The 22,859-nt window shown below is 69.5% G+C and carries 23 protein-coding genes; 14 read left to right on the plus strand and 9 right to left on the minus strand.

The window, feature by feature from the left end; all coding sequences use genetic code 11:
- Position 1: 1 nt before the first annotated feature.
- From ABT313_RS04100 to ABT313_RS04110, 3 genes are read right to left on the minus strand one after another with little or no spacing between them, the layout of a single operon-like run.
- Complete coding sequence (locus ABT313_RS04100; protein ID WP_350848437.1) at positions 2–775, minus strand: CoA transferase subunit A; 774 nt, start codon at positions 773–775, stop codon at positions 2–4.
- The gene (gene pcaD, locus ABT313_RS04105; protein WP_350848439.1) at positions 772–1,539 is read right to left on the minus strand and encodes a 3-oxoadipate enol-lactonase; all 768 of its coding nucleotides are present in this window, start codon (positions 1,537–1,539) and stop codon (positions 772–774) included. Before pcaD ends, ABT313_RS04100 begins: the two co-directional genes overlap by 4 nt.
- On the minus strand, positions 1,536–2,753 hold the full coding sequence (locus ABT313_RS04110; protein ID WP_350848441.1) for an acetyl-CoA C-acetyltransferase: 1,218 nt from the start codon (positions 2,751–2,753) through the stop codon (positions 1,536–1,538). Before ABT313_RS04110 ends, pcaD begins: the two co-directional genes overlap by 4 nt.
- A gap of 78 nt (positions 2,754–2,831) precedes the next feature.
- Between ABT313_RS04110 and ABT313_RS04115 the strand changes: the two genes are divergently transcribed.
- Positions 2,832–3,719 (plus strand): LysR family transcriptional regulator, encoded by an 888-nt coding sequence (locus tag ABT313_RS04115; RefSeq protein ID WP_350848443.1) that lies wholly within the window; start codon positions 2,832–2,834, stop codon positions 3,717–3,719.
- A gap of 38 nt (positions 3,720–3,757) precedes the next feature.
- Here the strand turns inward: ABT313_RS04115 and ABT313_RS04120 are convergent, their stop codons facing one another.
- Positions 3,758–4,573, minus strand: a complete 816-nt coding sequence (locus tag ABT313_RS04120) for an IclR family transcriptional regulator domain-containing protein (RefSeq protein ID WP_350848445.1) — start codon at positions 4,571–4,573, stop codon at positions 3,758–3,760.
- Between the two features lie 135 nt (positions 4,574–4,708).
- Between ABT313_RS04120 and ABT313_RS04125 the strand changes: the two genes are divergently transcribed.
- From ABT313_RS04125 to catC, 5 genes are read left to right on the plus strand one after another with little or no spacing between them, the layout of a single operon-like run.
- Entirely contained in the window at positions 4,709–5,272 is a 564-nt protein-coding gene (locus ABT313_RS04125; protein ID WP_350848447.1) for a flavin reductase family protein, read from the plus strand.
- Complete coding sequence (locus ABT313_RS04130) at positions 5,269–6,822, plus strand: 4-hydroxyphenylacetate 3-hydroxylase family protein (protein ID WP_350848449.1); 1,554 nt, start codon at positions 5,269–5,271, stop codon at positions 6,820–6,822. Before ABT313_RS04125 ends, ABT313_RS04130 begins: the two co-directional genes overlap by 4 nt.
- Before the next feature lie 11 nt (positions 6,823–6,833).
- Positions 6,834–7,691 (plus strand): catechol 1,2-dioxygenase, encoded by an 858-nt coding sequence (catA, locus tag ABT313_RS04135; protein WP_350848451.1) that lies wholly within the window; start codon positions 6,834–6,836, stop codon positions 7,689–7,691.
- Positions 7,691–8,824, plus strand: a complete 1,134-nt coding sequence (locus tag ABT313_RS04140; protein WP_350848453.1) for a muconate/chloromuconate family cycloisomerase — start codon at positions 7,691–7,693, stop codon at positions 8,822–8,824. The genes catA and ABT313_RS04140 overlap by 1 nt, the downstream gene beginning before the upstream one ends.
- Positions 8,824–9,090: a muconolactone Delta-isomerase gene (catC, locus tag ABT313_RS04145; RefSeq protein ID WP_350848454.1), complete on the plus strand. Its 267-nt coding sequence runs from the start codon at positions 8,824–8,826 to the stop codon at positions 9,088–9,090. Before ABT313_RS04140 ends, catC begins: the two co-directional genes overlap by 1 nt.
- On the opposite strand, the gene ABT313_RS04150 is transcribed toward catC, so the two are convergent.
- The 4 genes from ABT313_RS04150 to ABT313_RS04165 form a co-directional block, all read right to left on the minus strand.
- Positions 9,091–10,389, minus strand: coding sequence for a sensor histidine kinase (locus tag ABT313_RS04150; protein ID WP_350849846.1), 1,299 nt, complete (start codon positions 10,387–10,389; stop codon positions 9,091–9,093). It lies immediately after the preceding gene.
- Between the two features lie 2 nt (positions 10,390–10,391).
- Positions 10,392–11,075 carry a response regulator transcription factor gene (locus ABT313_RS04155; RefSeq protein ID WP_130444600.1) on the minus strand — a complete coding sequence of 228 codons (684 nt, stop codon included), beginning with the start codon at positions 11,073–11,075 and terminating at the stop codon, positions 10,392–10,394.
- A 60-nt stretch (positions 11,076–11,135) separates the two neighbouring features.
- Positions 11,136–11,741 carry a hypothetical protein gene (locus ABT313_RS04160; RefSeq protein ID WP_350848457.1) on the minus strand — a complete coding sequence of 202 codons (606 nt, stop codon included), beginning with the start codon at positions 11,739–11,741 and terminating at the stop codon, positions 11,136–11,138.
- Between the two features lie 125 nt (positions 11,742–11,866).
- Positions 11,867–12,688 (minus strand): tryptophan 2,3-dioxygenase, encoded by an 822-nt coding sequence (locus ABT313_RS04165; RefSeq protein WP_350848459.1) that lies wholly within the window; start codon positions 12,686–12,688, stop codon positions 11,867–11,869.
- 81 nt (positions 12,689–12,769) lie between these two features.
- Here ABT313_RS04165 and ABT313_RS04170 point away from each other — a divergent pair, with 81 nt between their 5' ends.
- The 8 genes from ABT313_RS04170 to ABT313_RS04205 all read left to right on the plus strand — a co-directional run bounded on the left by ABT313_RS04170 (position 12,770) and on the right by ABT313_RS04205 (position 21,968).
- Positions 12,770–13,279: a hypothetical protein gene (locus ABT313_RS04170; protein WP_350848461.1), complete on the plus strand. Its 510-nt coding sequence runs from the start codon at positions 12,770–12,772 to the stop codon at positions 13,277–13,279.
- Between the two features lie 186 nt (positions 13,280–13,465).
- On the plus strand, positions 13,466–14,836 hold the full coding sequence (locus tag ABT313_RS04175) for a glycoside hydrolase family 76 protein (RefSeq protein WP_350848462.1): 1,371 nt from the start codon (positions 13,466–13,468) through the stop codon (positions 14,834–14,836).
- 153 nt (positions 14,837–14,989) lie between these two features.
- Positions 14,990–17,137: a septum formation family protein gene (locus ABT313_RS04180; protein WP_350848465.1), complete on the plus strand. Its 2,148-nt coding sequence runs from the start codon at positions 14,990–14,992 to the stop codon at positions 17,135–17,137.
- The gene (locus ABT313_RS04185) at positions 17,134–17,616 is read left to right on the plus strand and encodes a hypothetical protein (RefSeq protein ID WP_350848467.1); all 483 of its coding nucleotides are present in this window, start codon (positions 17,134–17,136) and stop codon (positions 17,614–17,616) included. The genes ABT313_RS04180 and ABT313_RS04185 overlap by 4 nt, the downstream gene beginning before the upstream one ends.
- Positions 17,609–20,083: an Hsp70 family protein gene (locus ABT313_RS04190; protein WP_350848469.1), complete on the plus strand. Its 2,475-nt coding sequence runs from the start codon at positions 17,609–17,611 to the stop codon at positions 20,081–20,083. The genes ABT313_RS04185 and ABT313_RS04190 overlap by 8 nt, the downstream gene beginning before the upstream one ends.
- Positions 20,080–21,030, plus strand: a complete 951-nt coding sequence (locus ABT313_RS04195) for a hypothetical protein (protein WP_350848471.1) — start codon at positions 20,080–20,082, stop codon at positions 21,028–21,030. Before ABT313_RS04190 ends, ABT313_RS04195 begins: the two co-directional genes overlap by 4 nt.
- Before the next feature lie 15 nt (positions 21,031–21,045).
- Entirely contained in the window at positions 21,046–21,537 is a 492-nt protein-coding gene (locus ABT313_RS04200; protein WP_350848473.1) for a DUF2505 domain-containing protein, read from the plus strand.
- Positions 21,538–21,758: 221 nt separating this feature from the next.
- Positions 21,759–21,968, plus strand: a complete 210-nt coding sequence (locus ABT313_RS04205; RefSeq protein ID WP_350848475.1) for a hypothetical protein — start codon at positions 21,759–21,761, stop codon at positions 21,966–21,968.
- A 1-nt stretch (position 21,969) separates the two neighbouring features.
- On the opposite strand, the gene ABT313_RS04210 is transcribed toward ABT313_RS04205, so the two are convergent.
- Positions 21,970–22,848 carry an esterase/lipase family protein gene (locus ABT313_RS04210; RefSeq protein ID WP_350848477.1) on the minus strand — a complete coding sequence of 293 codons (879 nt, stop codon included), beginning with the start codon at positions 22,846–22,848 and terminating at the stop codon, positions 21,970–21,972.
- Positions 22,849–22,859 lie beyond the last annotated feature (11 nt).

A 22,859-nucleotide genomic window follows, 5' to 3' on the forward strand; every position in this document is an offset into this window, starting at 1 on the left:
CTCAGGCCTCCGGCCGGGGACGGGTTGTGCGCTTCTCGATGCTCTTCTCCCCGGCCTGCTCTGCGGTGAGCGGTACGACGCGTCGGACGAACACGCCGGGCAGGTGGATCGCATCCGGATCGAGCGCCCCGACCTCGACGACCTGCTCGGCCTCGACGATCGTCAGCCGGCCGGCCATCGCGGCGACCGGGTTGAAGTTGCGCGCAGCAGCGTGGAACACGCAGTTCCCGGCCCGATCGGCGACTGCGGCGCGGACCAGCGCGACGTCGGTCACGATCGCCTCCTCGAGCACCATCTCCCGGCCCTGGATCGTGCGCACCTCCTTGGCCGGCGACGCGACCGCGACGGTCCCGTCCGGGGCATACCGCCAGGGCAGCCCGCCCTCCGACACCAGCGTCCCCACGCCGGTCGGAGTGAAGAACGCACCGATCCCGGCGCCGCCGGCCCGCAACCGCTCGGCCAGCGTGCCCTGCGGAGTCAGCTCAACCGTCAACTCCCCCGCGAGGTACTGACGCGCGAACTCCTTGTTCTCCCCGACGTACGACGCGATCACCCGGCTGATCCGCCCTTGTTCCAGCAGCAGCCCGAGCCCTGCGCCGTCGACACCGCAGTTGTTCGACACCACGGTCAGGTCCCGAGCGCCTTGGTCGAGCAAGGCCCCGATGAGGAACCACGGGATGCCGGCCAGACCGAATCCGCCGACCGCCAGGCTGGTCCCGTCCGGGATGTCGGCGACCGCGTCGGCCGGTGTCGCGAAGACCTTGTCCACGCTCATTCGTTCTCCCCCTGAAGGTGGGCGATGACGGCCGGCGTCACCAGGTCGGGTCGTTCCGCCGCGGCCAGGTGAGCGGCATCCGGTACGACGAGTAGTTTGCCGTGGGCAACTTCTGTGGCGATCCGCTCGAGCTGCCACGGCGGAGTGGCCGGATCGTCGGCGCCGGCGATCGCGAGCGTCGGCGCGGTGATCGCGGGGAGGTCGTCGCCCAGGTCCATCGTGGCGATCGCCTCGCAGCACGCGGCGTACCCGTCGGCCGGCGTCGAGGCAACCATCTCCTCACACGCAGCCCGGACCTGCGGATGTTCCGCCAACCAGCCCGGCGTGAACCACCGTCGTACGACGACCTCCGCCACGGCTGCCGTCCCCTTCGCGCGGACAAGCTCCGCCCGGTCGGTCCAACCGCTCAAGGGATCGAGGCGAGCGCCGGTGCACAGTACAACGAGGCGGTCGACGCGGGCAGGTTCACGCGCGGCCAGGCGGAGCCCGGTCATCCCGCCGAGCGAGAGCCCGACGAAGTGGGCACGCTCGACTGCCAGTTCGTTGAGCAGGGCAACGACATCGTCGGCGAGGTCGTCGATCGTGTACGGACCTGGTGGGACCGGCGAGCGTCCGTGGCCGCGGGTGTCGAAGCGGACGACGCGGAAGTGCTGCTCCAGCTCGGCGAGGTTCGCGTCCCACATCTCCCAGGTGGAGCCGAGCGAGTTCGCGAGTACGACGACCGGTGCGTCAGGGCGGCCGGTGACGAGATGGGCCACCGTCATCTGACGGCCTCGAAGATCGCCGCGATGCCCTGGCCGCCGCCGATGCAGATGGTTTCCAGGGCGTAGCGGCCGTTGCGCCGGTGGAGCTCGTGGGAGAGCGTGGCGAGAATGCGGGCGCCGGTCGCGCCCAGCGGGTGGCCGAGGGAGATGCCGGAGCCGTTGGGGTTGAGGCGGTCGTCGGTGGGGTTGAGCTTCCATTCGCGCAGGCAGGCGAGGACCTGGGCCGCGAAGGCCTCGTTGAGTTCGATCAGGTCCAGGTCGTCGAGAGTCAGGTCGGCGCGAGCGAGGGCTGCCGCGGTCGCGGGGACCGGTCCGATGCCCATCACCTCCGGCCCGACGCCGGCGACGGCCCACGATCGGAGGGCGACCAACGGACGGAGACCGCGCCGCTCGGCCTCGTCGCGCGTGGTGACGACACAGACCGCGGCACCGTCGTTCTGCCCACTCGCGTTACCGGCGGTGACAGTTGCCTCGGGATCCCCCTTCAGCATCACCGGCCGCAGCGCGGCGAGTCCCTCGAGGGACGTGTCGGGGCGTGGGTGCTCGTCGACCGAGACAAGCGTCGCCGCGCCTCGGCGGGTCGGGACTTCCAGCGGGAACAGCTCGGCTGCGAAGCGGCCTTCTGCCTGTGCGGCAACGGCGCGCTGGTGGGAGCGGAGGGCGAGCTCGTCCTGCTCCTCGCGGGTGATGGCGTAGCGGCGGCGCAGGTTCTCGGCGGTCTCGAGCATTCCGCCGGGGACCGGGTGGTATTTGCCGCCGGCGGTTTCGCGCGCACGGATCAGCCGGTCGCTCAGCTCGACGTTGCCGCGTACGCCGGTGCGCAGACCGAGCGCGTAGTGCTCCACCTGCGACATCGACTCGGTGCCTCCGGCAACGACCACGCGGGCCGCGCCGGTCGCGACCATCCCGGCGGCATACAACACGGCCTGCAGACCCGAGCCACACCGGCGGTCGAGCTGCACACCCGGCACCGACACCCCGAGCCCGGCGTCGAGCGCAGCGATCCGCCCGATCGCGGGGGCTTCGCCGTTCGGGTAGCACTGGCCGAGGACGACGTCGTCGACATCACCTTCGCCCAGCCCGGTACGCCGTAGCAGCTCCGTGAGCGCGGCCGTGGCGAGATCTGCGGCCGACAGCGTGGACAGCGCCCCGCCGAACCGGCCCACCGGCGTACGGATCGGTTCGCAGATCACAATGTCACGCGGATCGCTCATGACCTCGACGGTAGGCCGTACGGACCGATATGGAGAAATACTCATTTACGCTCGATCGAGACTTTGAGAGTATGAATCGTGGAGCTGCGTCACCTGCGGTACTTCGTCGCCGTCGCCGAGGAGCGGCACTTCGGTCGCGCGGCGGCCCGCCTGCACATGGCCCAACCGCCGTTGTCGCAGCAGATCCGTCAGCTCGAGAGCGAGCTCGGCCTGCAGCTCCTTCGTCGTACGACGCGCCGCGTCGAGCTGACCGCGGCCGGCGAGGCGTACCTGGTCAGAGCCCGGCAGATCATCAGGGCGGTGTCGTCGGCCGCCGGTGAGGCGCAGCGGGTCGCCGCCGGTTTGCAGGGGCGGCTGGTGATCGGGTGCGTGGGCTCGGCGACGTACAGCCTGCTGCCGCAGCTCGTGCGGACGCTGCGGGAGGAGCTGCCCGATGTCGAGGTCGCCGTACAGGGCGAGATGCTCGCGCCGGACCAAGCCCAGGCGCTGGTCGATGGACGGATCGACCTCGGGCTGCTCCGGCCTCCGGTCGACGAGGAATCGCTGCAGGTGCACGTACTGCGGTCCGACCGCTTGATCGTTGCCGTGCCGGACGGGCATCGGCTGGCCGAGCGACGTCGCGTTCGGCTCAAGGACCTGGCCGACGAGGACTTCGTGATCCATGCCGGCGGCGGACGGTCGGTGATGCACGACACCGTCGTGACGCGGTGCCGCGCCGCCGGATTCGAGCCGCGGGTCCGGCACGAGGTGGCGGAGACCTCGACGCTGGTCACCTTCGTGGCGGCCGGGCTCGGAATCGCGGTGGTGCCGGCGCCGGTGGCGGAGTTGCTGGTCCCGGGCGTCGCGTACCGGCCGCTGAGCGGTCAGGCCGCCGTCGAACTCGCGGCCGCAACCCGAACCGACGACGAGGCACCACACCTGCATCGCGCACTCGCCGTGGTCAGCGCGCTGGTCCAGCCGGGCTGACCGCGCGCGGCGGCTCGGCCGGGCTCGACCGGGAGGATTCAGTAGAAGCCGTCGCGAGCCTGGGCATCCAGGCGGCGGGTGCCACCCAGCAGGCGAAGGTCCTCGGCGATCGCCGCGGCGGTCTCCTGCATCAGCGGGATGACCTTCTCGACGATCTGGCTCTCCGTGCGCCGTCCGACGGTCGTCGAGTACGCGAGGGCCGCGAGTACGGCGCCGTCCGGCGTACGGACCGGGACGGCCGCGGACAGCAGCCCGTCCTCGAGCTCGGACTCCACCACGGCGTACCCGTCCTGCCGCACCTGGTGCAGCGCGTCCCGGAACGCGGTCGGATCGGTGATCGTGCGCTGCGCCAACCGCCTGAGCCCGCCCTGGATCACGGCGTCGACGACGGATGCGTCCGCCCACGCGGTCAGCACACGTCCCATCGAGGTCGCGTACGCCGGCACCCGGCTGCCCACGTCCACGGAGACCGCCATGATCCGGCGGACCTGGACGCGGGCGACGTACACGACGTCGGTCCCGTCGAGCTGCGCGAGTGACGCCGACTCCTGCGTCTCCTCGGCCAGCCGGAGCAGATGCGGCTGCGCGGTCTCCACGAACGTGTGCGTCGCGGCGTAGTGCTGCCCGATCGTCAGCACCCGCGGCGTCAGCGTCCACCGGCTCCCGACGGCAGCGACGTACCCGAGCTTCTGCAGGGTCAGCAGGATCCGCCGGACGGCGGGACGCGACAGCCCGGTCGCCGTCGCGACCTCGGCCAGCGTCGGGTTCGGCCGGTCGGCGTCGAACGCGAGCAGGACGGCGAACCCGCGCTCGATGCTCTGCACGTAGTCGCGCTCGTTCCCCTCACCGACCATGGGGGCCATCCTTCCACGCCCTGCTACGGAAAAGTTGTTGAGCTCTTGACAGTCGACACCGAGACCTCCATGGTCGTGTCGTACGCCAAGCGTACTTACTGTACGCAGAGCGTACATCTGAAAGAGGTGACGCAGATGGACTCGCGAGAACTCCGGAACGCGTTCGGCCAGTTCGCCACCGGCGTGACCGTGGTGACCTGCACCAGCGAGGAAGGCCGGCCGCACGGCGCGACCGTGAACGCCTTCACCGCCGTCTCGCTCGAGCCCGCGCTCGCGCAGGTGACGCTGGGCCGCACGTCGAAGGCGTGCCAGTACCTCGACGGCAAGCCGTTCGCGATCAACGTGCTCGCCGATGACCAGCTCCACGTCGCCTGGCATTTCGCCGGGCGACCCACTGAAGATCCGGCCCAGGCCCCCGGCTGGGTCGACGGTCCGATCGCTCCGCTGCTCGACGGCGCGGCCACGACGATCTCGTGCCGGCCGTGGCGGACGTACGACGGCGGCGACCACCTGATCGTGATCGGTGAGGTGGCCGCGGTCGAGATCACCGCCCGGGACCCGCTGCTGTTCCACGGCGGCCGGTTCCGCAACCTCGGTCCGGTCGAGACCCATTGGTCGGGATCGCTGGACTGCCCCGAGCGCGGCTGGTTCGACACCAGCGCCGTCTTCACGCCACTGCTTGAAAGGAACCCTCGATGACCACCACTGTGGAGCCCCAGACCACGACGAAGCGCCCGATGACCGGTGCGGAGTACCTCGACTCGATCCGCGACGACCGCGAGATCTGGATCTACGGCGAACGCGTCAAGGACGTCACCGAGCACCCGGCGTTCCGCAACCCGGCCCGGATGACCGCCCGGTTGTACGACGCCCTGCACGACCCGGCGACCAAGGACGAGATCACCGTCCCGACCGACACCGGCAACGGCGGCTACACGCACGCCTTCTTCCGTACGCCGCACAGCGTCGAGGACCTGCAGAGCTCGCGCCGCGCGATCGAGCACTGGGCCCGGCAGACCTGGGGCTGGATGGGCCGCAGCCCCGACTACAAGGCCAGCTTCCTCGGCACGCTGGGCGGGAACACCGACTTCTACGCGCCGTACGAGGAGAACGCGAAGCGCTGGTACAAGGAGTCGCAGGAGAAGGTCCTGTACTGGAACCACGCGATCATCAACCCGCCGGTCGACCGAAACCTGCCGCCGGACGAGGCCGGTGACATCTTCATGCGGGTCGAGAAGGAGACCGATGCGGGCGTGATCGTGTCCGGCGCGAAGGTGGTGGCGACCGGGTCGGCGATCACCAACTACAACTTCATCGCGCACTACGGGCTGCCGATCAAGAAGAAGGAGTACGCGCTGATCTGCACGGTCCCGATGAGCGCCCCTGGTGTGAAGCTCATCTGCCGGCCGTCGTACACCATGCAGGCCGACGTGATGGGCAGCCCGTTCGACTACCCGCTGTCGAGCCGGCTGGACGAGAACGACACGATCTTCGTCTTCGACAAGGTGCTGGTGCCGTGGGAGAACATCTTCCTGTACGGCGACGTCGACAAGATCAACGGCTTCTTCCCGCAGTCCGGGTTCATCCCGCGGTTCACCTTCCACGGCTGCATCCGGCTGTCGGTGAAGCTCGACTTCATCGCCGGATTGTTGCTCAAGGCCCTCGAATGCACGGGCAGCAAGGACTTCCGCGGCGTGCAGACCCGGGTCGGCGAGGTGATCGGCTGGCGCAACCTGTTCCGCTGCATGGCCGACGCGATGGCGCTGAACCCGGACCCGGGCCCGAACGGGACCGTGCTGCCGAAACTCGACTACGGCCTGATCTACCGGCAGTTCATGATCACCGGATACCCGCGGGTGAAGGAGATCATCCAGCAGGATGTTGCCTCCGGCCTCATTTACCTCAACTCCAACGCCGTCGACTTCAAGACGCCCGAGGTCCGGCCGTACCTGGACCGCTTCGTGCGCGGATCGAACGGGTACGACGCGGTCGAGCGGACCAAGCTGATGAAGGCGCTGTGGGACTCGGTCGGCACCGAGTTCGGCGGCCGGCACGAGCTGTACGAGCGGAACTACTCGGGCAACCACGAGAACGTGAAGGCCGAGATCCTGTTCGCCGCCGAGGCCCAGGGCGAGACCGCGGCGATGAAGGGCTTCGCCGAGACCATGCTCGCGGAGTACGACCTGGACGGCTGGACCGTCCCCGACCTGATCAACCCGACCGACGTCAGCCGGATCCTGAACCGCTGAAAGGGCGCATCATGACAACTGTGCAGGATTACGGGCAGGACTCTCCGACCGCCGCGGGCTCCGGCGCGAACGCGAGCTCGAACTTCAAGTCGGCAGCACGTTCGGCCGCCGAGGTGTCGCCCGAGCGCGTGAGTGCGGTGGTGACCGCTGTACTGCAAGGTGTGCACGCGGCGATCCGCTCGCACGAAGTCACCTACCCCGAGTTCCAGGCCGCGAAGGCGTGGCTGATGGAGGTGGGCGAGGTCGGCGAATGGCCTTTGTTCATGGACGTCTTCGTCGAGCACGTCGTCGAGGAGGTCGCGGCCTCGGCGCAGCACGGGACGAAGGGAACGATCCTCGGCCCGTACTACCTGCCTGACCAGGTGCGGCTCTCGTCGTCGTGCGAGTTGCCGCATCGGGACGACGAGCAGGGCGCGCCGCTGGTGCTGTCGGGGCAGGTGCGGGATGTCGACGGTACGCCGCTGGCCGGCGCCGAGGTGGACATCTGGCATGCCGATGCCGACGGCTACTACTCGGGCTTCGCGCCGGGTATCCCGCTCGGGAATCTGCGGGGTGTGGTGACGACCGATGATTCGGGTTCGTTCGAGATCAGGACCGTGCAGCCCGCGCCGTACCAGATCCCGACCGACGGGCCGACCGGCAAGCTGATCGAGGCGGCCGGGTGGCATCCGTGGCGGCCGGCGCACCTGCACCTGATGGTGCGGGCGGACGGGCATCGCACGATCACCACCCAGCTGTACTTCGCCGGTGGGGAGTGGCTCGACTCCGACGTCGCCGAGGCGACGAAACCCGAGTTGGTCCTGGACCCGGTCGACGACGGCAGCGGCGTACGGCGGGTGTCCTACGACTTCGAGCTCGAGCAGGGCTGATGGACCTCACCATCGACCGGCTGGAGACGGTGATCATCGACGTACCCCTCCGGCGACCGCACCGGTTCGCCCGCGTCGCGATGACTGCCCAGCCGGTCCTGCTGGCCTTCGTCCACACCCGCGACGGCGTCGTGGGTGTGGGCGAGGGCGTGGTTCCGGGCGGCCCCTGGTGGGGCGGCGAGTCGGTCGAGTCGATGAAGGTCACGCTCGACACGTACGTCGCTCCGCTGCTGCCGGGGCGGTCCGTCGCCGACATCGCGGGCCTGTGGTCCGACATCTCGGATCGCGTCGGCGCCAACCTCTACGCGAAGTGCGCGGTCGAGGTCGCGCTGCACGACGCGTGGGCGCGGTCCCTCGGCGTACCTGTGCATGTGTTGCTCGGCGGACTCGCGCGTACGTCGGTCGACGTCACCTGGGCGTTGGGCGCGGAGCCGGAGGAGGTTGTGGTCGAGGAGGCGTTGGCCAAACTGCGTTCCGGGCATCGCACCTTCAAGCTGAAGATGGGCGCGCTGGCTCCTGAGGAGGACACCCGCCGGGTGTGCGCGATCGCGGAGAAGCTCGCCGACGCGGCCGGAGTACGGGTGGACCTGAACGCCCGGTGGGATTTCCTGACAGCGAAGACCCACCTCCCGCGGCTCGCCGCGGCCGGCGTCGAACTCGTCGAGCAACCTGTCCCCGGTGAGCAGGTCGAGGCGTTGGCCGAGCTCAACCGCCTGCTGCCCATCCCGGTCATGGCCGACGAGTCCCTGCGGACCCCCGTCGATGCGCTTCGCCTCGTCTCCCTTCGCGCCGCCGACATCTGGTCCCTGAAAACCACCAAACTCGGCGGCCTCCGCCGCTCCCGCGACATCGCCGCAATCGCCGCAGCCGCCGCCATCCCCTGCCACAGCGGCACCTCCATCGAAACCGGCATCGGCACCGCAGCGTCCCTCCAACTCGCCTGCGCCGCCCCCAGCGTCACCTGGGGCAGCGAACTCTTCGGCCCACTGCTCTTCACCGAGGAGATCCTGCGTACGCCGCTGACGTACGCCGACGGCACCCTGCACCTCCCCGACGGTCCCGGCCTCGGCGTAGAGCTGGACCCCGACGCGGTCACGGCCCTCCGCCGCCCCCATCTCACCAAGGAGCCCTGATGCTCTTCCACGTCCGCATGGACGTCCACCTCCCACCCGACCTGGACGCAGCACCCCTCGTCGCCGCCGAAAAGGCCCGCGCCATCGAACTCCAAGAGTCAGGCGTCTGGCCCGGCCTGTGGCGGGTCGTCGGCGAGTACGCGAACATCAGCATCTTCGACGTCCCCTCCAACGACACCCTCCACGAAATCCTGTCCAGCCTGCCCCTGTTCCCCTACATGAAGATCCACGTAACCCCGCTAGCCACCCACCCCTCCAAGATCTAGTCAGCTGGCGGCGAGGGTTAGTTGGACCTGGTTGGGGTGGATGGTTAGGTGGCCGCCGGTGGATTCGGCGTAGCGGCGGGCTATGTCCAGGCCTAGGCCGGTGGAGCCTCGGTCGGAGCGGCCTCGTTCGCCTGCGCCCAAAGGGATTCCGGGGCCTTCGTCGGCGACGGTGATGTGGATGTGGGTGGTGTCGCGGGTGAGCGTGATGTGCGCGGGTGTGCCATCGGGTGTGTGCGCGACGACGTTCTCCACCAGCGCGTCCAGGGCGGCGGCGAGGTCCTCGGCGGACGAGCGGACCATCGCGGCGCTCGTTGGCAGGTCCAACGTAAGCGCCCGCCCCTGGTCCTCGAAGAGCGGCTCCCAGAACGCGGCCCGGGCACGGGTCACCTCGACGGCGTCGCAGTTCGGCACCCGTCCTTCGCGCTGCGGCCGGCGGGCGGCGCTGATGACGGCGGTCAGCGTCCGCTCCAGACTCGTGACCTGCGTGTTCAGCTCCTCGGCGCTCTCGCGATCGCCAAGCGCCTCGACCTGCAGCCGCAATGCGGTCAACGGCGTACGCAATCGATGCGACAGGTCCGCCACCGCCTCGCGTTCGACGGCGATGACCTCGTCGATCCGGTCCGCGAGTCCGTTCAGCGCGGCGCCGACCTTCGCCACCTCGGCCGGGCCGGTCGTCGGAGCGCGCGCTTCGATGTCGCCGGCCGCGAGGCGTTCCGCCGTACTCGCGGTCTCCTCCAACGGTCGCGCCAAGCGCCGCGAAACCAGCTCGGCCCCGACGATGCTCAGCAAGAGCACGAGCAGGCTCCCGCCGATGAGGATCAGCAGCCGCGGCACCAACCCGTCGTACAACTCCTCCGCCGTCAGATAAAGGCAAACCGAAGCCGGCCCGGTGGGAGTATCGACGGCGACGTCCACCGCCATCCCGCCGTTCACATCGCGATAGTCCGCGTCGCCGAGCTTCGGCGGTCCCTTGTCGTCGCCGTCGTCGTTGTAGTCGGCCGGCATCGACTTCGGCGTGGGTACGCCGCCCGGCGGCGGGTCGCCCAGCGTCGTACCGTCCGGCATCCGCACCGAGATCGTGCCCGGCCCGTCCTTCAACCCGTTGATGTACGCCGTGATGTCGTCGGCCGTGTGGTCCCTGTCGCCGACGTAGTACGCGACGGTCTCGGCCCGGTACAGCGCCTTGTCCTTCGCCTCACTGGCCGTCGTACTGCGGAGCAGGATCACCAGCGGTACGGCGAACGCGAGCACGACCAACGTCGTCATACCCACCGAGAGCAGCAGGATCCGGCGGCGCATGCTCACCCGTCCGCCGCGAGCTTGATCCCGACCCCGCGGACGCTGTGCAGGAACCGCGGCTCGGCCGCCGTCTCACCGAGCTTCCGCCGCAACCACGACAGATGTACGTCGACAGTCCGGTCACCGCCGCCCCACGGCAACCCCCAGACCTCCGCGAGCAGCTCCCGCTTCGTCACCACCGCGCCCGGCCGCCGCGACAACGCCAGCAGCAGATCGAACTCCTTGCGGGTCAGCTCGACCGCGGCCCCGTCGACAGTCACCTCCCGGCTGCGCGGATCGATCCGCAGCCCGCCGACTTCGACGGTCGACTCACCCTGCTGGTCCTGCCCGAGACGCCGCAGTACGGCGCGAATCCGCGCATCCATCTGCGCCGCGCTGAACGGCTTGATCACGTAGTCGTCCGCGCCGGCGTCGAGCAGCCGTACGACGCTCGCGTCGTCGTCCCGTGCCGTCGCCACGATGACCGGTACGTCGCTGACGGACCGCACCATCGCCAGCACGTCCCGCCCGTCCAGATCCGGCAGGCCGAGGTCGAGCAACAGCACCTCGGGCTTGTCGCGAGCGACGGCAGCCACCCCGTCGGCACCGGCCGCGACGGCGGAGACGACGTGTCCGGCCGCCGTCAGGGCCTTGCCCAGCGACGTACGAATCGCATCGTCGTCCTCGATCAGCAGCACCCGCGCCATGCCACTGAGCGTAGCTTCAGCCCCGTCAAGGCAGCGTCAAGCGGCGGTTAAGTGGGTGAGTTAAGTGGGTGGTTTGATGCCGTTGGAGCGGAGTTCGAGGGTGGCGAGCTCGGCGATGACGGTCCGGTCGCCGTCGCGCCAGGCGGTGACGGGGTCGTCGGAGATCTTCGCGAGCTTGTGCATCGGCTGGTTGGCCATCGCGCGCAGGGCGAACAGGTCCAGGTCGGCCGCACTGTCGATGAACCGCTGTGCGGCGGTCGCCCGGCGCGAGAACCGGATCCGCCGCGGAATCCAGATCAGTACGGCGAACAGCACAGGCAGCGCGATCGTCACCCCGGCGAGCACGTACGCCAACTGCTCCACCGCATGCGCCATGTCCCGCCCAGCCTGCGCCATCTGACCAGCAGCACCGGCGGCACCGTCAATCGGTGACCGGAGCTGATCGCCCACCGCCGGCACCTTCCCGATCGGTTCCGACAACCGCCGCAACTGCCCCGCCAACCCGTCACCGGCCGAGGCCGCCTTCCGCCCCGGCAGCCCCAACGCGTTGGTGATCTTGAAGACGATCAGCCCGAGTTCGACACACACCAGCACCCAGGCAACAAACACCAGGTCACCGACGAGCTGCCCGACCCGCTGCACTCCCACATCCGAGTAGAGCTTCAAACCCAGAACCCTCCTCCAAGCCGGACCCACACACCCGTGCGACGCGACCCTAGCGGTGGAGGTGACGGCCTACGAGGTTTGCGGACACTTTTCGTCACCAGGTGCCCATTTGTTTCCGGAAAAGCTCAGAGGGCTGTTCGGAGGTTCCAGAGGAGCGGGTAGTAGCGGAGGTCGAGGCGGCTTCTGAGGTAGGTGGCGCCGGAGGAGCCGCCGGTGCCGGGCTTGGTGCCGATCATGCGTTCGACCATGACTACGTGGCGGGCCCGCCACGCGGCGGCGAGTTCGTCGTGTTGGAGGAGTGCCTCGGCGAGCTCCCAGATGGCGGCGTACTGCGACCTGTCGCCGGCCACCTTCCGCAGGGCGTGCCGGATCGAGTCCTCGGTGTCGGTGTCGAAACCGGCCTTCCGGAGTACTTCGAGGTACGCGTCCCACAGCGTCGGCTCCTCCAGACGCCGGCGGAGACGCTCCTGCTCCACCGGCGTGAGCCCGCGGAAGCGTCGTACGAACGAGGGGTCCTTCGCCCCGGACAGGAACTCGATCTCGCGGAACTGCACCGACTGGAACCCCGACGCCGGCGACAACCGGTGCCGGAACTCGCCGAAGTCCTGCGGCGTCATCGTCTCCAGGATGTCGACCTGCTGCGTCTGCACGCGCTCGATCGTGTGTACCCGCCGGAGCAGGTGCTCGGCCAGCCACAGCTCCCCCGCGAGCATCGCGTCCCGGGAGGCGGTCAGCTCGTGCAGGACCTGCTTGAACCACAGCTCGTACACCTGGTGGATCGTGATGAACAGCAGCTCGTCGTGCGCCGGCGGATCCGACTCCAGGTGCTGCTGGTCGAGGAGCTGCGGCAGGCGCAGATAGCTGCCGTAGGTCAGCCGCCCGCCGTCCTCACCGAAATGTACGTCGGTCCCGCCCCACTGCCCCACAACCCCGTCACCAGTGCTCATGACACGGAGACTAACCGACCACTTCGTGACTGGTCAGTGATTCGTTCGTTGGACCTGGGGTACGCCGAGTTGAGGAGCTGCATGACCGCCACGATCGAGACCCCGATCGTCCCGGGTCCGATTCAGGGCCCCACCAGGGAAGAGCCGCTGGTCGAGGCACTGCTGCTCGACGAGTACCGCTCCCTGGTCCACCTTGCCTATCTGATCCTCCCGCCTGCGATCAGCCGGGCGAGGCGGGTGGCGGCGGCGCACGCGGTGGTCCAGCGCGCGCTCCCGCCTGGTCTGCAGCTGCCGCGTGAGCTCCCGCACAGCCTCACCGCCCAGCCGGACGTCACCGTTCCGGCCACCCGGCACCGCGAGTTCCTGCGGAGCCGCGTCGTCGAGGAGGCGACCCGGCAAGCGGCCGACCGAAACCTGCTCGCCCGGCTCGGCAGCGTGATCGCCCCGGCCGACGGCCTCGAGTTCGACCCGTGCACCGTCCGCGCCGACCGCACCGCCATCCGCCGCCGCTGCGCCCGCGGCCGCCGCGTCGCCATTGCCGCCACGCTCGTCCTCACCGCCGGCATCCTGGTCGCACTCCTCACGTCCTGAGCAGGCCTGGAGATCCGCACCCCACACCTTGACGTGCTGTCGCGCCCCACCTACGGTCGGTGACACCGCTGTCTTCCTACCGCCCCGGGGAGAACTGTGACGTCCGTTGGAATCGTTTCCAGTCTTGCCCTGCTCGTCGCACCCCTCGGCGCGCCTCCACCGGCGCCAGCTACGCCGGAGGTGAATATGTCCGTCCAGGCAACGATCTGCAACAAGTACTGCGACGCCCGCGACCCCGGGCTCGCCCCGAAGGATCGAACCCCCGTCTCCACCACCCTGTTCGGCCGCACGATCACGCTGCACATCGACGATGACGACGCGATGGGCTGGGCCTCGATCGACAACGGCAGCCCCGGTGACGAGATCTGGCTGGACCGTTCGATGGACGGCGGCCGCACCTGGTCCGGCGGCAGCCGCCTCGGCAACACCGCGATCCCCGCCGGGCAACGCGGCTGGCGCACGCTGCTGTACAACGTCGACGACTGGAACAACCTCGGCGTCGGCGCCCTCCGCGCCTGCGGCAAGGCCGGCGACCGCGCCGACATCGCTTGTACGCCGTGGGCGCGTGCAACGTGGAACGCCTGGGACCGTCGTACCGCGGCCGCGACCGCGCTCATGCAGGACTACAACCTGTCGACCGGCCTGTTCGACACGACCGGCTGGTGGAACTCGGCCAACGCCCTCAACGCGCTGATCGACAACATCCGGGTCAGCGGCATGCACAGCTACGAGTACGCGATCGCCCGCACGTACGACCTCAATCTCAGCGCGGCCGAAGGCCAGTTCCGCAACGACTACATCGACGACACCGGCTGGTGGGGTCTCGCCTGGGTCGCGGCGTACGACCTGACCGGCGACGCGCGCTACCTGCAGACGGCACGTGCCGACGCCGACCACATGGCGGCGTACTGGGACAGCACCTGCGGCGGCGGGGTCTGGTGGAGCGAGGCGAAGACGTACAAGAACGCGATCTCGAACTCGCTCTACGTCCAGCTCAACGCGCAACTTCACACCCGGGTCGCGGGCGACTCGACGTACCTGCAACGCGCGCAGGCCGGCTGGACCTGGTTCCAGCAGACCGGGATGATCAACGGCTCGAACCTCGTCAACGACGGCATCGACCTGTCCACGTGCAAGAACAACGGCGACACGGCGTGGACGTACAACCAGGGCGTGCTGATCGGCGCGCTCACCGAGTTGTCCAAGGCAACGAACAACTCGGCGTACCTCACCTCCGCACGCCAGCTGGCCGACGCGTCGACGACTGCCGCCTCCCTGCACACCGCCGACGGCATCCTCCGCGAGCCCTGCGAGAACGGCGACTGCGGCGGCGACGGCCCGTCCTTCAAGGGCGCGCACGTCCGCGGCCTCGGCAAACTGAACGCGGCGCTCTCCGACCATCCCTACACCTCTTACCTGCAGCGCCAGGCCGACCGCGCCTTCACGGCCGACCGCACCCCGATGGACCAGTACGGCCTGCGCTGGTCCGGCCCCGTCGACAAACTCGACGCAGCCCGCCAGCAGTCGGCCCTCGACCTGCTCAACGCGGCCCCCTGATACGGCTTTGGTCCAGGACCCATCCACGGGTGGTCCAGGGCGGGTCCAGGCTGGTACGGACCCGCCTTCAGGCGGCTTGATCCGGTGCGAAGGTGGTTGAACGAGCCGGCGAACGCCCGGCTCGCAACCGCCTGACAGCTGGGGGTGAGCCGGGTGCCGGATCCGATCGTCGACGAGTTGCGCAGACTGGCCGGGCCCGAGCTCTACCGGCGGAACGTCTTCATGATCAGCGGATTGGCAGCTGACGCGGACGGACGAACCACCCGGCAGGTCTCGCAACGACTGCGCGCGGCGCTGGAGATGGGCGCCGACGTCGACCTCGGTACGGCGACCTCGAACGACCCGCACGAGATCCAGGCGGCGTGCGACCTGATCCTCGGCGACCCGCGCCGGCGGTTGGTGCACGAGGTGTTCGCGCCGTGGGGCACCGACGTCTCCGGTTGCGGCTGCCCGGTCGACCTGCACAAGAACCACGACCTCGCGGTCAAGGCGCACAGCACCGCGATCGCGCGAGAACTGTCCGGCGCGGCCGCCGCACCGGACAGTGACTGGACCCGCGCCCGTCAGAACTGGGGCAAGGTCGTCCCTGGGCTGGCGCGTCACCTGGAATCCCGGGTTCGGGACCTGGACGACCGGCAGCTCGACCACTCGGCCGTCGAGGAGATCCGGCGAGAGTTGCCGAGGGCACTCACCCAGCCGGCCGTCGACCTTGCTGTCTCCGGCCCGCTCAGGCGCGCGGCCCGGCTCGTCTCGCATGCGCAGCGATTCCCGAAAGCCGACGCCCTGCATCGCCGCCTGCTCATGTCCGCGGCGACGCCGTTGTACGAGGAGCTCGAGGACCGGCGTACCCAGATCGCCCAGCGGATCGGCGACGGACCGGTCGACCCGCTCGTCGGCGAGATCGAGGACGATCTGTTGCCCCGGCTGGAACGTCTCGATGCACTGCTGCCACCCGGCAAGAACCCGCGGACCTCGGCGCTGCACGACCAGCTCGCGATCCTGCTGAACAACTGCGCGGTCGAGCTGATGAACCGCGGCGAGCTGAACGACGGCCGCGCCCAGCGGTACCTGGAGCGGGCGGCGACACTCGCCATCGAGCAGCACGAACAGTCGCTGGTGCGCGAGAACCGGCAGATGCTGGACGAGAACCGACGCGCCATGGAGGAGTTCCGCTCGCAAGTCGACCTTCTGTACCGGGTGCAGGGCAAGTACGCCGCCCAGCGGCTCCTGCGGCAGGTGCGTCGCGAGACTCAGTCGCCGGCGCTCCGGAGCGAGATCGACCAGATGCTGGCCGGCCTTTCCGCAGGCCGGTCGCCCGCATCGCAGTACCGACCGCCCACCAAGCAACGCCCGCCGAACCAGCGGCTCTCCAGCCAACGCCCCACCAGACAGCGCCCCTCCAGACAGCGCCGAGTCCCGACGCGGCCGGTCCGCGTCGGCCGTCGGCGGCGTGGGCCGGTCGTGGCCCGGTTGCTCGTGCTGGTGCTGATCGGACTCGCCGTCTGGCACTGGTGGCCGCGGGAAGTGAACGTCTACCACGACAAGATCGCGGACAATCCGCCGGTCGGGACCTGCCTCGGCAAGCAGGCCGACGACTGGCTGTCCGAGCCGACCAAGCTTCGCGGCGGCGACTGCGACAAGCCGCACTGGGGCGAGGTCCTCGCGTACGTGCAGATCACCAAGGCGCCCGCGCCGTACCCCGGAGCCGCCCAGACGACCGCACTGGCGAACTTCTTCTGCGGCGAGGCGCTGGTGCAGCAGGGGTTCAACGAGACGGAGTACGTCGCCAACGCGATCACCGCGCCCGCCGAGTTCTGGAACACCGGCAAGAACTCGAGCAAGTACGAGAACTACGCGGCCTGCGTGATGCACCGGCATGACTCGGACATCCCGGCGATCGAGGCACCGCGACCGGACAAGCAGACCGGAGCGAAGCCCGTGTCGATGAGTCTGTTCACCACGAGCGTCGCGCAGAACGCACCGGTCGGCACCTGCGTGCGCGACGCGATCGGGGATCGGCTCACCGACACGGTGAAGATCGTGCGCTGCAGCGAGTGGCACTGGGCACAGATCGTCGGCTACCCGACGATCTACACGCCCGGTCAGCGGTGGCCCGGCGACAACGCCGTCATCGATGCGGCACAGAAGGCGTGCGCGCGACAGATCCCGAGCCTGGCCGGCTTCAGCAGTTGGGCCGGATCGCCCGACAGCAGCTGGTGGAAGGACCCGAAGCAGACGAAGTACGCCTACTGCCTCGTGCACCGGGCAGACGACAAGCCGTTCAAGGGAGCACTCAAGTGAGGAGCTGGAGTTGGCGGCAGTGGCGGCAGCACAAGGCGTTCCGGATCGCGGCGCCGAGCTGGTCCGGGCCGGAGTACGACGACCTGGACCGCTACCTCGCGGAGCTCGGCGACGCGGTGGACCGGCCCGAATCCGATGACGACGACGCATTGGCCGAGGCGGCAACCAATCTCTGGCGAGCCCGCCGAAAACTTGCTCAGGGCAGCGATGGCCAGGGCAAACAGGCCGCGCGCTATCTGCGGACGTGTGCCGAGGCGCTCGCCACCGCGGGGATCACCGTGCAGGACCACGACGGCGAGCCCTTCCACGCCGGCCGGTCGGTCGACGTACTGCTCTACTCCGACGACCCGGGCGTGACGGTGGAGACCGTCGTCGAGACGGTGCGGCCGGCCGTGTACCACCACGACCGCCGGATCCAGACCGCCCAGGTGATCGTCGCCGTACCCGCCACAACCCAGAGTGAGGACAGCCATGCGTGACACCATCGACATCGGGATCGACCTGGGTACGACGAACAGCGCGATCGCCCTGGCCGAGGGCGACACGGTGACGGTGATCAAGAACGTCGAGAGCCAGGACACGACTCCGTCGGCGATCTGGATCCCGCGCGCCGGTGAGATCCGGGTCGGCAAGAAGGCCCGCGACCGGGTGGAGATCGACCCGGACAACACCGCGGCCGAGTTCAAGCTGGAGATGGGTCTCGCGGATGTGACCCACACCTTCGCCAGGGCCGGGGTCGAGCTCACGCCGCCGCAACTGTCGGCCGAGGTGCTGAAGTCGTTGCGGAACAGCGCCGGCAGGTACCTGAACGACGAGGTCCTGACCGCTGCGGTGATCACGGTGCCGGCCGCGTTCGCGCTGAACCAGAACAAGGCGACGGTCGAGGCGGCGACGCTGGCGGGCTTCGTTCCCGGGTCGCCGCTGTTGCAGGAGCCGACCGCGGCTGCGTTCGCCTACGGGCTGCAGGACACCAGCGATCGCGCGTACTGGATGGTGTTCGACTTCGGTGGTGGGACGTTCGACGCGGCGGTCGTCAACAAGCGGGACGGGGAACTGCGGGTGCTGCATCACGCCGGCGACCCGTACCTCGGCGGCAAGCTGATCGACTGGGCCCTGGTCGAGCGGCTGCTCGCACCGGCCGCGGCGGACGAGTTCGGTCTGAAGGACTTCCGGCGGGACAACCCGCAGTACCGGAAGACGTTCGCGCGGCTGAAAGCCGCGGCCGAAGAGGCGAAGATCGCGCTCTCCGGCATCACGTCGACGTCCGTGCTCGTCGAGGTGGATACGCCGGGCGGCGGCGAGACGTTCGACTTCACCCTCACGCGCGACGCGCTCGATCGGGTCGCCGAGCAGTACTACGTTCGCGCGATCAACCTGTGCCGGGAGGCGATGCGCGAGAACGGGCTGTCCCCGGACGCGATCGACAAACTGCTGCTGGTCGGGGGCGTGACGCTGTCGCCCGGCCTGCGCGAACGGCTCGCGGATCCGGCCGAGGGGATCGGCATCGAGCTCGAGACCCGCCTGGACCCGTCGACGGTGGTGGCTCGCGGGGCGGCCGTCTTTGCGTCGACGATCCGGCATCCCGCGCCGCTGGCCGCCGCGCCGGCCGCCGGTGAGTTCGCCGTCGAGCTGTCCTACGAACCGGCAGTCACCACAACCACGACGACCGTGGCCGGACGGCTCCGGGTCGGGCGGGACCTGGACTGGACCGGGTACTCCGTGGTGCTGGCGAACCCGGAAGGACGGCCGCCGTTCCGTACCGCGAACATCGCGCTGAACCGGGTCGGCGCGTTCGCGACCGAGGTCGACCTGGACGAGCGCCGTACGTCGCGCTTCACCATCGAGCTGATCGACCCCGCCGGAGCCCCGCAGAAGGTCGTCCCGAACACGCTGTCGATCACGCACCGGACCGAGACGTTCGGCGGCGCGCGGCTCGCGCACTCGCTGGGGATCCAGCTGGCCGACAAGACGTTCTCGCCGCTGCTGCGCAAGGGGGCCGGCGTACCGACGACGGCGCGGGGGATGTTCCGTACGTCGAGCACGCTGCTCCGGCGGGACAACGAGGCGATGATCCGGATCCCTGTGGTGCAAGGCGAACGGGCCCGCGCGAACCGGAACCGGCCCGTCGGGATGCTGACGATCCGTCCGGTGGATCTGCGGATGGACCTGCCGTCGGGGACCGAGGTCGAGGTCACGTTCGAGGTGGATGCGTCGAACCTGGTGACCGTGGTGGCCGACGTACCGCTGATCGGGGCGCAGTTCGAGGCGGAGATCGACCTGGCGTCGGTGCGAACGCCGTCGTCCGACGTACTCACTCAGCAGTTGGCGGAGGCTGAGGACCGGTTCTCCGTTCTGCAGCGATCGGCGGAGTTGCCGGATGTGGATGATCGGCTGCGGCGGTTGGAGGCCGAGGGGACGTTGCCGGTCGTCCGCGAGCAGGTGCGGGCGGCGGCCACGGATGCGGGGGCGGCGGCCACGGCTGAGGATCGGTTGCGGGACTTCCAGGCTGAGCTGGACGACATCGATGAGCTGGCGGAACTGCCTCGGCGTACGCGCGAGTTGCTTGATCTGCTGGCCGAGGCTGGGGAGTTGGTGCGGCAGGGCGGCGCGGTGCGGGACGAGCAGGAGCTGACGGCGCTGCGCGAGGAGGCCCAGCAGGCGATCGACGAGCGTGACTTGACTGCGATCGAGTCGGTGACGGAGCGGATCGCGGTGTTGATGGCGAGACTGCATCGGCGGCAGCCCGGGTGGTACCAGGACGCGTACTGGACGATCGTGCAGCAGCCGGGTCTGTTGCCGGCGACGGCGGAGGCCGACCGGTTGGTACGCGAGGGCCGCGACGCCATCAACCAACGCGACCAGCGGGCGCTGGAACACGTTGTACAGCAGCTGATCCGCCTACTCCCCCGCGACGAACGCGAAACAATCATCGGACTGACCAAATGACCACGCCCCTCCACCACCTCGCCATAAACCGAGCCGCCGAAAAAGCCCGCCACGGCGACCTACCCGGCGCCGCCGCCCTCCTGGTCGACCTCGACCGCTCAGGCAAAGCACCCGCCGAGGCCCTCGACCTACTAGCCCGCATCCGAGCCCAACAAGAGCAGTGGGCCGCGGCCGACGCCCTCTGGACGCGTGTGCAGGACATGGCACCCGCTGACACGGCCGAGGCGGCCCGGGTGGAGTTGCTTGCGGGCGCGGCTGCCGGGCGGAAGACAGTTGCGGATGTGCAGGCTCGACGGCGGGCCGCTCGGCCGTTGTTGCCGGTTGCGGTGGGGGTGGCGGCTGTTCTGGTGGTTGTTGGTGGGGTTGCGGGTGGCGTGGTCGCAGTTGGGCGATCGGATGAGCCGGCGGCGCAACCGGCCTCGACGCAGCCGAGCGCGACACCTACCGCCACGTCTGCGGCTGAGGAGCGGGCTGCTGAGTTGGCTCGGCGGTTGGCGGCGGTGGAGGCTGCGCGGCGGGCTTCGGCGGCTGCGGTGGTTAAGGAGTTGGAGGGGATTCAGCGGCGGGTTGGTGGGGCGGGGGTGGTGGTGGAGCGGCAGCCGGGGGCGGTGCGGGTGTTGTTCAGTGTGGGGGTGTTCTCGGCGGGGACCGAGGTCAGCCGGGCGGGGGCCGAGGCGCTTGAGGGGTTGGGGAAGCGGTTGGCGGGGGTGAAGGCGGCGATCACGGTGACCGGGTACTCGGTTGTCGTGCCGGGCGCGAGCGAGTCCGGCGGCTCGCGGACCGGGCTGCTGCGGGCTCGGGTCGCGACCCAGGAGCTGAGCGCGGCGTCCGGGTTGCCGTTGACCGCGTTCACGATGCAGGCCGGCGATCAGGCCCACCCGCCGTACCGGACCGACGCGCAGAACAGGACCGTCACCGTGACGCTCACGCCGGTGACCGACGAGTAATGCCATGATGAACGCATGGAGCTGAAGCTGTCCGCGTCGTACGACGCCACCCCCGAGGAAGTGTTCGCGATCGTCACGGACACCACCTTCCGCGAGCAGGCCTGCGAGAAGACCAAGGCGCTGTCGTACGACGTCAAGGTGAGCACGTCCGGCACCGACACGATCGTCCGGGTCAGCCGGAAGATGCCGGCCGTCGACATCCCCGACATGGCGAAGAAGTTCGTCGGCGACACGCTGACCGTCGTCCAGACCGAGACCTGGCACGCGCCCGCGGCCGACGGTTCGCGGACCGCGGACGTGTCGGGCGAGATCGCCAACACGCCGGTCACGCTCAAGGGCAGCGCGAGCATCGCGCAGAACGGGTCCCAGACCGTCCAGGCGATCGACCTGGACGTGAAGGTCGCCGTACCGCTGATCGGGAAGAAGCTCGAGCCGACCGTCGTCGACGCGATCCGCGCCGGCCTGGTGAAGGAGCACGACCTCGGCCGCGAGTGGGCCGCGAAGTAGCCCCTGCGCCCGACTCCGCGGCTCGCCGTCCCGCCGCCCTCGTCCCCGGCCCGCCCCGCCTGTCCTTTCAGGGGTTTAACCCTGCGGCTTGCCCCTTCACACGGCTGGAGAAGGGGCAATTTGCATGGTTAACCCCTGAAATGGACAAGGGTGTCGCTGCGCCGGCGGCGTCGCCTCCGGTGGCAATCTGGGTGGAAGGTCTACCGGAGGTGAGCTGTTCCATGCGAAGTTCCCTGCGAAGGAAGCGCGATCGGATCCCGCCAGTTACCGAGGTCGAGCAGTTCTGTGTGTTCTGCGGGACCACGATGCCGTTCGAGTGCATCGAAGCGGCAGACCATCTGGCCGACGAACCGGACGAGTGGATCTGCGTGCAGTGCGGATCCGCGCTTCTGGTCGACCCGCCACTGCAACAGGCCAGCCACACCGCCTGATCTAGAGGGGCGGACCGAACGCGCACACCACCCGGCTCGCGTGGGCCGGATCGAGCGCATTCGCGACCAGCTGAGCGACCGTCGGGTCGAAGGCCAGGCCGACATGCCCGACCGGGTCCAGCGGGCAACGGTCCTGGACGTACTCGTTCGTCACGCCGGGCTCACGGATGAACGACGTCTCGTGCGGAGTCACGAGCGCGTCGAAACGCGAAGCGATCACCGTGTACTTCGTCCCGGGCTGCGCGATCGGACCGGTCGTCAGCGTCTTCACGGCCGACCCGCCGACGATCAGCTCGTCGCAGGCCGCGCACCCGAACCGCTGCAGCACCTGGTCGACCAGCGGCCCGAGCCCGAGGTAGTCCCCCACGCTCACGAGCCCGCCGAACGTCGTACCGTGCGTCGGCGGCGCCAGCCCGACCACCTTGCCCACCTGACCGGCGTACCCGCGGACCTTCGGACCGTAGATGCTCTGGAACGCACCCTCGGAATGCCCGACGAGGTCGACCTTCGCGGCCCCGGTCGCCGTCCGGACGCGCTGCACGAACGCCTCGATCTCGGCGGACGAGCGGGCGACCGAGACCGTACCGCCGACCGGGATGTTCGGGTCGGCCTGCCCGTAGGTGAGCGTGAAGGCGCAGTACCCCTTCGCGGCCAGGAACGGACCTAGGTACGAGTAGTTGCCGGGGCCGTTGCCGCCGAGTCCGTGGAGCAGGACGAGCGGATCGGGGTGGGCAGCCGACGGCTTGCACGACCAGTTGTCGAACCCCGACGACGGCGCCGCGTCAGCTGTGGCCGCGGAAGTCGTCGCGGAGGTGACCGAGGCGGCCAGCAGAACGGCGGCGAACAGGCCGGCGGCCGTCCGCAGGAAGCGGTTGCGCATGACGAACTCCC

The organism is Kribbella sp. NPDC000426 (genome assembly GCF_040300265.1).
Classification (GTDB): Bacteria; Actinomycetota; Actinomycetes; order Propionibacteriales; family Kribbellaceae; genus Kribbella.